Consider the following 11,671-nt stretch of genomic DNA (forward strand, 5'->3'; position numbering starts at 1 on the left):
TGGTCGGGACGCGCGGGGTCCTACGCTCGCGGCAGGCTGACCAGCGGAAGCCGGCGCCCGCCCGCGTAGCGGGCCCAGATCGTTCCGACGACGTCCGCCATCATGTCGAGGAACACCGGGTCGTCGTTCGCGGCGGCCGCGCGCACGATCGGCAGGCCGATCGCACGGCCCACCTCGGCGGCCTCGCGATCCAGATCGTAGAGTACCTCGATGTGATCGCTGACGAATCCGATCGGCGACACGATTGCCGCCTCGAGCCCGCGCGCGCGCTCCGCGCGCAGGTAGTCGCAAATGTCCGGCCCCAGCCAGGGATCCTCGGCGCGCCCGCTCCGGCTTTGGTATACCAGCGCCCAATCGTCCCGGGCCACGCGGGCGGCGACCAGCCGCGCGGATTCAAGCAGTTGCTCGCGGTACGGATAGCGCTCGGCCATCTCGAGCGGAATGCTGTGCGCGGTGAACACCAGGCGCGCCCGCGCGCGCGCAGTGGCCGGCAATCGGTCGATCGCGTCCTCGATGTGTCGCGCGCACGTTTCCACGTACCCCGCGTGGGCGTGCCAGTCATCGACGAACGTCACGTCCGGAGGCCGCACCCCGGCAGCAGCCAGCGCGGCCTGCGCGTCGCGCACGTTCTCACGATACTGCGTGCAGCTCGAATAGCTGCGGTGCGCGGCAAGCACGAAGCCGATCGCGCGGCGCACCCCGTCTGCCGCCATTCGTTCCAGCGTGTCCGTCAAATAAGGATGCCAGTTGCGCATGCCGGAGTAGACCCCGAGCGGAAGTCCCTCCTCGGCGAGCCTGGCCCGCAGGCCCGCCGCCTGCCGGAGCGTGAGTTCCGTGATCGGCGAGACGCCACCGAAGAGTTCGTAATGATGGACGACCTCTTCCACGCGTTCCGGCGCCACGCGGCGGCCGCGCAGGACGTTTGCCAGGAATGGCCGGATGTCGTCGCGCCCCTGGGGGCCGCCGAAGGCGATGAGCAGGACAGCGTCGAACGGTTGGGGCACATTTCGATTATCCTCTGCCTGTGGCACGCGTCGCGACCGCCGCTGCTCCTTTTGCGTCGACCCGGCTGGTTTCGCTGGACGCGTTCCGCGGGATCACCATGGCCGGCATGGTGGTGGTCAACAACCCCGGCGACTGGGGACATGTGTACCCTCCGCTTCTCCACGCCGAATGGAACGGCTGGACGCCCACCGACCTCGTTTTCCCGTTCTTTCTTTTCATCGTCGGGGTCGCGATTACGCTGTCGTCGCGGACGGGCTCGGTTGCCTCGATCCTGAAGCGCGCGGTCGTCATCTTTGCCGTCGGGCTGTTCCTGGCGGCGTACCCGCGATTCGATCCCGGGCGCCTGCGCTTTGCTGGCGTGTTGCAGCGTATTGCCATCTGCTACACCGCCGCCGCGCTGCTCTGGCGCTGGTCGGCGCGGCGGCCCCGGCGGGCCGCGGTTCTCGGGGCCGTTGCCGCCGTGCTCATGCTGGTGTACTGGGCGGCGGTGACGATCGTTCCCGTCCCTGGAGGCAGGGCAGGGGACCTGTCGCCCGGAAATGATTTGGGCGCGTTCATCGATCGCGCGCTGATGGCGGGACATCTGTACAAGCCCACGTGGGATCCGGAGGGGCTCCTGAGCACGGTTCCCGCGATTGCCACGACGCTGCTCGGCACGCTGGCGGGCCTGTGGATGCGCAGGGACGTGCCGCCTGCGCGCAAGGCCGGGTGGCTCGCCGCGGCAGGCGCCGGCGCGATGCTCGCCGGCCAGCTCTGGGACGCCGCGTTCCCGATCAACAAGAACCTCTGGACCAGCTCCTACGTGATGTTCACGGGCGGGGGCGCGGCGCTCTTCCTCGCCGCGTGCTACTGGCTTGTCGACGTCAGGGGCTGGCGTGCGTGGGCAAAGCCGTTTGTCATCCTGGGCATGAACGCGCTCGCGCTGTATGCCTTTTCCGCGTTGCTCGTGAAGACCCTTGGTCGAATCACGATCACGCTGGACGACGGGCGCGCGGCGAGCGGCAGCCGGTGGATCTACCAAACGGCGTTCGCGCCGTACTTCGCGCCGAACAACGCATCGGTGCTGTACGCACTGGCCAACCTCGGTCTCCTGTTCCTCGTCCTGCTGTGGATGTATCGGCGCAAGATCTTCCTCAAGGCATGAGTCGCCCGAAGCTGCCCGCGTCGGTGTGGCTGCTCGGATGGGTCAGCTTCTTCACGGATCTGGCGAGCGAGGCGATCTACCCGCTGCTGCCGCTGTTTCTCACGCGGGTGCTTGGCGCGGGCGCGATGTCGCTCGGCATCATCGAAGGCGTGGCCGAGGCGGCCAACAGCGCGCTCAAGATCGTGTCCGGCCGGTTGTCCGATCGCTGGAACGTCCGCAAGCCGCTCGTCCTGGGCGGCTACACGCTCTCGTCGTTCATGCGCCCGTTGATGGCGGTTGCCTCGACGTGGGTCCACGTTCTCGCGATCCGCTTCGGCGATCGGCTCGGCAAAGGCATCCGCGGCGCCCCCCGCGACGCGCTCCTGGCGCAGATCAGCGACCCGGCGCAGCGGGGGCGCGTCTTCGGCCTGCAGCGCGCGATGGACCACGCCGGCGCGGTAGTCGGGCCGCTCATCGCGTCCGCGTTTCTCTTCTATCGTCCAGAGGACTACCGGACGCTGTTCGCGCTGACGATCGTCCCCGGGCTCATCGTCATCGGCCTCTTGGCGTTGCTGAAGGAGCAGCGGGGAGGCGAGGACGGCGCGCCGGTCCCGGAGATGTCCCGCTGGAAGGATTTGCCGCCGCGTCTCTGGGCGCTGCTCGGGATCCTCACCGTCTTCACGCTGGGAAACGCGTCGGACGCGTTTCTCCTGCTCCGCCTCAGCGACATCGGCATCGGCGCCGTGTGGATTCCCATCCTCTGGTCGGCGCTGCACGTGATCAAATCGGTCTCCTCGGTGCTGGGCGGCGCCCGGTCTGACCGCGTCGGCCGCCGGCGCATGATCATCGCGGGCTGGGTGCTCTACGCGGCGGTGTACTTCGCGTTCGCGGTGATCGAGAGCACGCCGGGGATCGTCGCCGTGTTCCTGGCGTACGGCATGTACTTCGGCATGACCGAGGGGGCGGAGCGCGCGCTGATCGCCGACCTCTCGCCGGCCGGACTGCGCGGCACGGCGTTCGGCCTCTACAACGCCGCGCTCGGCATCGGCGCGCTCTTCGCGAGCATCCTGTTCGGCCTCGTGTGGACGCGCGTGAGCCCGGACGCGGCGTTCATCATGGGCGGCGCGCTCGCCATCTCGGCGGCCGCCATGCTCGCGCTGCTGCCGCGGCGCTGAGCCGAGCTGGTATAATTGTCGTTTCCCATGCCATTGATTTTGGTCACCAACGACGACGGCTATCGTTCGGAGGGCATTCACGCGCTGGCGGCCGCGCTCGCGCCGCTTGGCGACGTCATCATCGTCGCGCCGCAGCTCGAGGCGTCCGCGATCGGGCACGCGCTCACGCTGCGCCGGCCGCTGCGGCTCGAGCAGATCGGGGCGAACGTGTACTCCGTGGACGGCACGCCCACCGATTGCGTCAACATCGCCATCACCAAGGTGCTGGGCCGTGCGCCGGATCTCGTGGCGTCCGGCATCAACAAGGGCTTCAACCTTGGCGACGACGTGACGTATTCGGGGACGGTGGCTGGCGCGCTCGAGGGAGCGCTGCTGGGCGTCCCGAGCATGGCCGTGTCGCTCGAACGCTCCCGCGAGCAGCCAGACTTCCGCCAGGCCGCGGCCTCGGCGGCGACGGTCGCCGCCGCCGTGCTGCAGCGCGGCCTGCCGCCGCGCACGCTGTTGAACATCAACGTGCCGCGCGTGGAGGTGAAGGGGCTGCGGATTACCATCCAGGCCAGGCGCAACCACGTCACGTCCGTGTCGCAGTCGATCGATCCGCGAGGGCAGCCGTACTACTGGATCGAGGAGGGGCAGAGCGACTGGGAGCCGCACGATCGGTCCGATTACCAGGCGGTGCGGGACGGGTACGTGTCGGTCACGCCGCTGCACCCGGATCTCACGCATTACGCGGCGCTGCCGTTTGTGGAGTCGCTACCGCTCGGGGCGGAAGTTGAAGTAGACTGAAACGGTTCTGCCAACCACTCTTGTGTCGGGGCGTGGCTCAGCCTGGTAGAGCACTCGGTTCGGGACCGAGGGGTCGGAGGTTCAAATCCTCTCGCCCCGACCAAAATTGATCAAGAAAATAGGCCCTCCATTGACGGTCATCGTCGGTTGAGGGCCATTTTTATTGGTCGTTCTCACGGCCTTCGCCTGCAAAGCTCAACAAACCTTAGAAAAACGGCCTGATCTCGTATCGGAGATGGCCGGCGGTGAAAGTCGGAAAACGGTCGTTTTCCGACTCAAACCCTTATGCTGAACTTATGCTGGCGTGGTCGCGCACTGGGGGGCCATGCAGGCAGTCCGCGTGACAGCGTCGGCCTTGGCGGTGTGACCGGACCGCGTCAGGCGACGCGGAGCCGGTCGCGATCCGAATACGGATCGATCTCGACGACGATTCTCTTGACGGCGACGCTTGGCGCCTTCCGGCGGCCGACGGTCTTCATCCTGATGAAGCCGGCGGCCTCCAGCTTCGCGAGCGTCCTGGTGAGGTTGGGCTGCGCTCGCCCGGTGATCTCGACCAGCTCCGCCACAGACTGAGGCTTGCGATCGCGGATCAGGGCGAGCAGTCGCCGGTTGTCCGGCGTCAACAGACGGACGACCGCTTCAACGGAATTGAAGCTGGGCTTGGCCGCATCAGGCGGAGCCGGCCGCTCCCCGCGTGCGACGGCCTTCATCTCTTCCCGTAGCGATTGCAGGCTCTGAACCTTTGCCCTCTTCATTTCGACCTCTCTGATTCCTCTTCTCCGATCACTCGGAGACTCACTCCACGTTCGATGAGCACCCGCTCCACTTCGTCGAAGAACTCGTCGATCAACGTCTCGGCGCCCTTGAACAGGTACGGCCTGCCCGGGTCCTTCTCGGTCCGATGCCAGTGATCGCTGGCTTTGCCACGCCGCTTGAATCGAGAGCCGCTGGGCGGCACGTCGTGCGCGTTGTCGAATCCCACCAGTCGCTTTCCGCTCGGCGCGTGCAATGTAAGCGAGTAGGAGAGGCCATGAGGCCGCTCGGGGGTCGCCTCAACACGCGCGATTTCGAACTTCAGCCAATAGCCCTTTTCCAGATGATGAATGCGGCCGTTGAACCCCAACAGGAACTCGAGCCCATGATCTGGCCTACGATTCATATCATCTGGTGATATGATATCACGATGTTTCGAACACTCGGGCCGCGAGTTACCCGAAACTGCGTGCCTGGGATGAGCTGTAGTATGGTGAGCGTTTCACGTCGGTCAGGAGGTAGTCGATGGCAGACGCGATTCGCCAAGTTGAGTATTTCTACGTGCACGTTCCACAGAAGGCGGGTGAAGCCGCGAAGGCGCTGCACGCGCTGAAGAACGGCGGCGTGAACTTACTCGCGTTCTCAGGATTTCCCGAAGGCCGGCGTGCGCAAATGGATTTCATTCCGGCGGACGCGGCGGCTTTCAAGAGTGTCGCCAAGGCGAACAAGTGGAAGCTCGTCGGACCGAAGAAGGGCTTCTTGATTCAAGGTGATGACCGCATCGGCGCGATCGCGGACATCGTCGGCAAGCTCGCTGACGCGAAAATCAACATCACGGCGCTCGACGCCATCGCAACCGACGGCAGATTCGGCGCGTTGTGCTGGGTCGCGCCGCGCGATGTCAAGAAAGCCGCGCAGATCCTGGGCGCGGTTTAGAGCGTTAGAGCAAGCCCGCGACGAGCTTCAGGTAGCCCGCGAGCGTCAGACATGGGCAAGGAACGCGCAAACCGCCAGAAGACGGTGGCCGAGCAAACGAGGCCCAAACACCAGTCGGCTCCGACCGGTCTTCGGCGGAACACGCGTAGGACTCCGACGTCCCACCGGTGGAAACCAAGCCGAAGGCGACGTTGATCGAGGCGCCGCTGACAAAGAGATTTGAGGCTGGATTTCTTGGACAGCCGTCGTCGCCGGATGCCTTGAAGAGCACACGGATTCATGGGTCGGATCGACATTGCTGGCATCGCGAACCGCCGCATCCGCGACTTCGTCACCCGGGCCTCGAACGCGAGACTGCGGCCGGGGACCGGCTACTACAGCACACCGTTTCGCGGCTCGCTGTTCGGCGAGAAAGACTCCGCAGCGGTTGCGAACCGCCTCGCTCCTGACGGCATCGACGCGCTTTGGCTCGGAACCAATCCTGGTGTCTCTCGGTCGCTCGACTACATCCTCCAACCTCCGCGGGGGAGAGGGGACTTTCCGACATTCGAGCGGCAGGCGGAGTCTGGACTCTTCGGCTCCTGGTTGTGGGGCGGGGACGACGAGGGACCGGCGCCAGACTGGAATCCGATCGAACGGGCGAAAGGCAATTGGCGCGTCTACAGGGACGCGCTCGCCCGCGTCGCGCGGCTCGATCGTGTCGCGATGGCGAATTTCCTGCCCTGGGGCAGCCGGAGCGCGGACGCGCTTATTGGCTGCATCGGGTTGATGAACCGGCCCCTGCTGGACCGCATGCTCGAGTTCGCGGACGACCTCAACGCCGAAATCGTCGGCACTCTCGCACCCAAGCTAGTCGTGGTGCCTTTCAGCCTCGGCCGCAATCCGGTCATCGACAGCGTGCGGCCCCTTGGCCTCTCGATAGCGCGTGCGGCCGAGGCGCGTCGACACTCCGTGGCGGTGAACCGCGGTACGTTCACCTTCCACACCGGAATTTGCGCGTCCGGTCGGCACACCGTACGAACCGCCTTTCTTCCGCATGCTGCGTCACTCAGGCTCCGAACCGACGACCGGCGGCGGATCGTTGACCGTCTCGCGCAGGTTCTTGGAGAAGACGGTGAAGGCGCGCATTGGGGCGCGCCGGAGACACCGGAGAGAGATCCTTCGGGACGGCGCTGATTCCGTCGCGGGTCTCGATGAGTCAGGGCGTCGTGATTCCACGCGCTGTTCGATCAGCGACGGCCTTCAGAGAGTCGAGACTCGGCCTGTGCGCCTCCCCGAGCGCTGATCGCTCCCGGTGTGCCACTGCGTTCATCTGCTGACGCAGTGATCGTAGGCTTTGAATCTTCGCGGTCTTCATTCGGTCTCTTGGATTCCCTGATCCTCCTCCGCGTCGAGCTCGAAGGTCTGAAGTAGCTGAACGTGACGCGAGACAGCGGGGAAAGTCCGAAGCACCGCCTCGAGCCGATCGTCCGCGGTGATCGAGCGCGTGTTCAGTCGAGCGGCCAATGCGACGTACATGCAGTCATACACCGTTCGTCCTGTCGCAGTCGCGAGTGCGTGCGCGTCTTCAGCGAGCCCGCGACACGAGACCGTCTCGACGGCGATCCGGGAAATATCGGCAACGAGGCCGTGACCTTCTTCGGCCGTCAACTCCTTGCGGCGGATCTTCTTCCAGATCGCGTTGGCGGCCTCGGCGAACAGCAAGTCCGGGACGACGTAGTCGTGACGGGCGCCGAGCAACCGCCGCGCCTTGTCGCTGTGGATCTCTGGGACGAACCACTTCACGACAACGCTGGCATCGATGACGTAGACACTCACCGCGAGTCACGATCCTCGCGGATGAGCGCGGTGCTGTCAGAGTGGCTCCGAGACTTCAGGCGTCGCAACCATCGCGCGGAGAGCCGCCGCGTTTCGGCGAGATTGCGCGTGTTCGCCCGCCGCAGCACGTCGTGGATCTCGGCTTGGAGCGACCGGCCGTGCGCCTTGGCGGCAGCCTTGAGCCCCTGCAGCACGTCGTCGTCCAGGTCGCGGATGAGCAGGTTGGGCATGGTCGAGTCCTCGTACATATGGTATCGTACTGATACCAGCCTTTGCTGGGCCGTGAGCGGACGAGCACGTCCGCACGGAGGTAACTGCACCGCTCTTTCTTGAGCGCGTGCGCCCGTCATGGCGCACGGGATCGAGCCTGCTTCCTTCCCGCTGGCTCGGTCCGGCTCCCCACTGGCACCCGGTGCTTGGTCGAACTCAATCGGTGTGGGGGCATCGTGGCAGACAATCAGATTCGTCTTCGTGAGGCTCTCGATCAAATCGCGAACGCGCTGCAGCCGGCCATTGTCATCGCCGATCAACTTCAGGAGGCATCGGAAGCGACCGCGCGCGATGCCTCTATCATCCGGGCGGCGCTCACGCGCGCCGTGGCAATTCTCAGGGACGTGCAACGGGACCGACCGTCATGAACGGGGGACTCGTCAACGCGGCGGCGTTGCTCGCGAGCAACGTGAGTTGGTTGCCGGGGCGTGCAGCCAGCGGTACTTGCAACTGTGGAGCGGGGCACCTGAGGCGGCCATGTGAGAGCCGAGACCTTCGGCTGGTCGACCTCCAGAAGGCTCGCGGCCTCAGCCTGCGTGAGTTTTCGTCGCTCGATGATCTTCGTGATCTTGTGCGCCAATTCCGCCTTCGCCGCCGCCTCCTCTGGCCGTGCGTATCCGAGATCCGCGATGTAGCATACCGGCAAGCGCCCAGGCGAGCGCCGTTGTTGGAGTGTCCGGGCGCCAAGGCCGCCTCCCGGCGGCGGCTTGCAAGACCGGTTAAGGGCTATACTCAACATGTGTTGCGGTTTGTCGCCGTCATTACGCTCGCCGCCTTCACGCTGCTTGTAGGCGCAGATCGGATCTGCTGCCCGGACGGGTGCACTGACAGAGGCGACGAACCCGACGCACCGGAGTCGGTTCCACACAGCACGGCCCACACATGTGTCCTGTGCGTGCTCGGCGTCGAAGCCCCGGCGGTGCAGTTGTCCCTCAAGCCGCTCACAAGCGTATCCGCCGTACTCCCGCCAGGCATTGCGTGGTTGCCCGTTGGAACTCCGCTCGCGCTCGATCATCCTCCTCGGAACGCGTAACCTCGACGTTCTCTTTTTAGACAACCGATAGCTGATCGTCGGCCGCGTCCGTTCCGGCTGGCCGTTCAAGGGAGTGCGTATGTTTCGACGTACCGCGTTTGCGGCGCCGCTTGCGCTGCTTTGCTGCGCGGTGTCTGCGGAATCGCAGACAGTGCTCACCGTAGATCGGGTGCTCGATCTGGCAGAGCGCCAGAATCCCGAGGTCTTGATCGCGGGAACCCGCACCGCGCAAGCAGAAGGTGCCCTCACCACCGCGCGGATCCGGTTGCCGAGCAATCCCGAAGTCGATGTATTCGCCGGTTCACGCGACACGTTGGTCGGCGGCCGGTCCATCGAACAGGAGTTCTCTGTCCTGCAGCGTTTTGAGATCGGCGGCCAGCGAGGCCACCGGGTTGCCGCTGCGACGGCTGGCGTGACACAGCGGACATTCGAGGTCGGCGCGGCGATCCTTCAGGCACAAACGCTCGCTCTATCTGCGTTCTATCGCGCCGCTCACGCTCAGGAGATTCGTCGTGTCACGGATGAGGCGCTGGGCCTCGCGGAAGAAGCGGTGCGGGCGGCCCAAGCACGATACGAGGCGGGCGAAACGGCTGTCCTCGACGTCAACGTTGCACGGGTCGAATTGGCTCGCGCCCGGCGAGATCAACTTGCGGCGGCCTCGCGCATGGAAAACGCCGTCGCGGAATTGCGCGAAGTGTTGGCTCTGCCGGCCCAGGAGCCGGTGGTCGTCCAGGCGGCGCTCCGTGCGCCCGACGTTCCAGCGCTCGATGTTCTGGTGTCTCGACTGCCCGAGCGGGCGGACATCCGGGCATTGACCGCCAATCTGGTGCAAGCGGAGGCTGAGTTGCGGCTCGTGCGCTCGGCTCGAACGCCCGACCTGTTCGGGGGCTTCGGGTTTCGCCGGGAGGCGGGTGAGCCCGTGATTGGTGCTCGCTTCGGCTTGACGCTGCCGCTGTTTCAGCGGCAGACGGGCGCAATCGCGACGGCATCCGGCCGGATCGCGGAATTACGGAACGCCCTCGACGCGAGACGCGTTGCGCTGGAGGCGCGTCTCCGTGGCGCGCACGCGAGATACGTGATCGCGGCACAGGCCGCCGAAGCGATTACGTCCAATGCGGTCCCGCTGGTCGAGGAGAACGAACAACTCACGCGCGAAAGCTATGAGGCCGGCAAGATTGGATTGCTGGAGTTGCTCGTCATCCGCCGCGAGGGCTTTGCCGCGCGACGTGAAGCGCTCGACGCGCAATTGGAGTCGACTCTCGCGGGTGTGGAGGTTCGCGGCGTCGCCGGTGTGATTCGTTGATGCTACCGGCACAGGAGAGGCCATGATGACGAGTTCACGAGCGGTCCGCGTCGTACGTCTCTGCGGCATCACCTTCGCGGTGACCGCGCTGCTGATTGGATGCGGACGCGGGAGTCCTCCCGAGCGGCGCGAGGGCACGCCCGCAGCCCCGGAGCCAAAACCCGGAGGCAGTCGGCAGGCCGAGCACCACGACGAAGCCGGCGTCGTGGAACTTTCGCCCGAAGCGATGCAGCGCGCTGACATTCGTGTGGAGGCGATACGGGCGGTGTCGGCCGCTCAGGTACTTATTGCCCCTGCCGAACTGCAGCCAAATGCCGATCGCATCGCCCGAGTCGGTCCGAGAGTGGCGGGGCGGATCGTACGCGTGATTGTGCCGCTCGGCGCTTACGTGCGAGCGGGGCAGCCGCTGGCGACCGTCCGGAGCCCGGAAGCGGCGGAAGCCGCGGCGGCGCTCGATAGTGCTCGAGCCGTGGAAAACCTCGCGCGGCGATCCTTGGCCCGTGAGCGAGAACTCTTCGAACGGAAAGTCTCTGCGCAACGTGAGGTGCTCGAAGCGGAGGCCACCCTCGCCAGCGCCGAAGCCGCGGTGCGCGCGGCGGAGGCACGCCTCGCCGCGAAGGGCTTCAGGGCTCCGACCGGAAACGCGCAAAGCACCGATCCGGTCGTCACGGTGACCAGCCCGATCGGTGGCACCGTTATCGAGCGCACCGCGGCGGCGGACGCGCCAGTCGGCCCTGACAGCGTCTTGTTCACCATCGCGGACCTCAGCTCTCTCTGGCTGACCGTTCGCGTCCCGGAAACCGGCGTCGCGGCGATTCGTCGTGGCCAGACGGTCAGCGTCGTCGTGGGCGGTATGCCCGATCGACCTGTCGAAGGCCGCGTCGATTACATCGCGCCGATCGTCGCGCCGGAGAGCCGGACCGTGGATGTTCGAGTGCAGGTACCGAACAGAACCGGCGATCTCCGTCCCGGCACGTCGGCCAGCGCCCGTTTCGACCTGCCCAATTCACCACGGGCCAGCGGCGAGGCGCGCGTGCTCGTGCCCCGCACGGCCGTGCAGGAACTCAATCAGGGGAGTGTGGTGTTCGTGCCAACCGGAGAGCGCAAGTTCAAAGCGCAACCCGTTACGCTCGGGTCCAGCTACGGCAACGAGGTGGAGGTCCTTTCTGGCGTCAAGGCCGGTGACCGCATCGTCGTGCAAGGCGCCTTCACGTTGAAGGCCCAAGCCCTGCGCGGCGCCGTTGCGGATCCGCATTAGGAGCACAGCCGTGATCAGCCGCATCATTCGCTCGGCGCTTGGAAGTGGCACGCTGGTTGTTTCCTGTCTTCTGATCGCCTTAGGAGCCGGAGTCCTCGCCTACCGTCAGCTCTCAACGGACGTGTTCCCGGATCTCACGGTCCCGGTGTTCAACGTCATCACGCAGAACCCGGCGATGGCACCGGAGGAACTCGAGCTGTCAATCACGCTG

At 65.9% G+C, this 11,671-nt stretch carries 14 protein-coding genes and 1 tRNA gene; 9 read left to right on the top strand and 6 right to left on the bottom strand.

Annotated features, from left to right (window positions below):
* Positions 1–20: 20 nt before the first annotated feature.
* On the bottom strand, positions 21–1,004 hold the full coding sequence (gene hemH / locus HYU53_15770) for a ferrochelatase (protein ID MBI2222653.1): 984 nt from the start codon (positions 1,002–1,004) through the stop codon (positions 21–23).
* A gap of 98 nt (positions 1,005–1,102) precedes the next feature.
* On the opposite strand from hemH, the gene HYU53_15775 reads away from it, so the two are divergent.
* The 4 genes from HYU53_15775 (at position 1,103) to HYU53_15790 (ending at position 4,192) form a co-directional block, all read left to right on the top strand.
* Complete coding sequence (locus tag HYU53_15775; protein ID MBI2222654.1) at positions 1,103–2,149, top strand: DUF5009 domain-containing protein; 1,047 nt, start codon at positions 1,103–1,105, stop codon at positions 2,147–2,149.
* Positions 2,146–3,303, top strand: coding sequence for an MFS transporter (locus HYU53_15780; GenBank protein ID MBI2222655.1), 1,158 nt, complete (start codon positions 2,146–2,148; stop codon positions 3,301–3,303). Before HYU53_15775 ends, HYU53_15780 begins: the two co-directional genes overlap by 4 nt.
* 27 nt (positions 3,304–3,330) lie before the next feature.
* Positions 3,331–4,089 carry a 5'/3'-nucleotidase SurE gene (gene surE, locus HYU53_15785; GenBank protein ID MBI2222656.1) on the top strand — a complete coding sequence of 253 codons (759 nt, stop codon included), beginning with the start codon at positions 3,331–3,333 and terminating at the stop codon, positions 4,087–4,089.
* Positions 4,090–4,115: 26 nt separating this feature from the next.
* Positions 4,116–4,192, top strand: a tRNA-Pro gene (locus HYU53_15790).
* 274 nt (positions 4,193–4,466) lie between these two features.
* Here the strand turns inward: HYU53_15790 and HYU53_15795 are convergent.
* Positions 4,467–4,844, bottom strand: a complete 378-nt coding sequence (locus tag HYU53_15795) for a MarR family transcriptional regulator (GenBank protein MBI2222657.1) — start codon at positions 4,842–4,844, stop codon at positions 4,467–4,469.
* Entirely contained in the window at positions 4,841–5,248 is a 408-nt protein-coding gene (locus tag HYU53_15800; protein ID MBI2222658.1) for a hypothetical protein, read from the bottom strand. Before HYU53_15800 ends, HYU53_15795 begins: the two co-directional genes overlap by 4 nt.
* A gap of 119 nt (positions 5,249–5,367) precedes the next feature.
* Between HYU53_15800 and HYU53_15805 the strand changes: the two genes are divergently transcribed.
* On the top strand, positions 5,368–5,778 hold the full coding sequence (locus HYU53_15805) for a hypothetical protein (GenBank protein ID MBI2222659.1): 411 nt from the start codon (positions 5,368–5,370) through the stop codon (positions 5,776–5,778).
* Positions 5,779–6,057: 279 nt separating this feature from the next.
* Complete coding sequence (locus tag HYU53_15810; protein ID MBI2222660.1) at positions 6,058–6,954, top strand: hypothetical protein; 897 nt, start codon at positions 6,058–6,060, stop codon at positions 6,952–6,954.
* 177 nt (positions 6,955–7,131) lie between these two features.
* Here the strand turns inward: HYU53_15810 and HYU53_15815 are convergent, their stop codons facing one another.
* The 3 genes from HYU53_15815 to HYU53_15825 all read right to left on the bottom strand — a co-directional run bounded on the left by HYU53_15815 (position 7,132) and on the right by HYU53_15825 (position 8,605).
* Positions 7,132–7,596: a type II toxin-antitoxin system VapC family toxin gene (locus HYU53_15815; protein MBI2222661.1), complete on the bottom strand. Its 465-nt coding sequence runs from the start codon at positions 7,594–7,596 to the stop codon at positions 7,132–7,134.
* On the bottom strand, positions 7,593–7,826 hold the full coding sequence (locus tag HYU53_15820) for a hypothetical protein (GenBank protein MBI2222662.1): 234 nt from the start codon (positions 7,824–7,826) through the stop codon (positions 7,593–7,595). Before HYU53_15820 ends, HYU53_15815 begins: the two co-directional genes overlap by 4 nt.
* A 302-nt stretch (positions 7,827–8,128) precedes the next feature.
* On the bottom strand, positions 8,129–8,605 hold the full coding sequence (locus HYU53_15825; GenBank protein MBI2222663.1) for an XRE family transcriptional regulator: 477 nt from the start codon (positions 8,603–8,605) through the stop codon (positions 8,129–8,131).
* 373 nt (positions 8,606–8,978) lie between these two features.
* Here HYU53_15825 and HYU53_15830 point away from each other — a divergent pair, with 373 nt between their 5' ends.
* The 3 genes from HYU53_15830 to HYU53_15840 form a co-directional block, all read left to right on the top strand.
* Positions 8,979–10,202: a TolC family protein gene (locus tag HYU53_15830; GenBank protein MBI2222664.1), complete on the top strand. Its 1,224-nt coding sequence runs from the start codon at positions 8,979–8,981 to the stop codon at positions 10,200–10,202.
* A 22-nt stretch (positions 10,203–10,224) separates the two neighbouring features.
* Entirely contained in the window at positions 10,225–11,460 is a 1,236-nt protein-coding gene (locus HYU53_15835) for an efflux RND transporter periplasmic adaptor subunit (GenBank protein ID MBI2222665.1), read from the top strand.
* Between the two features lie 10 nt (positions 11,461–11,470).
* A partial coding sequence (locus tag HYU53_15840; GenBank protein ID MBI2222666.1) for a hypothetical protein occupies positions 11,471–11,671 on the top strand: 201 nt, incomplete at its 3' end.

The organism is Acidobacteriota bacterium (genome assembly GCA_016184105.1).
GTDB lineage: Bacteria > Acidobacteriota > Vicinamibacteria > Vicinamibacterales > 2-12-FULL-66-21 > JACPDI01.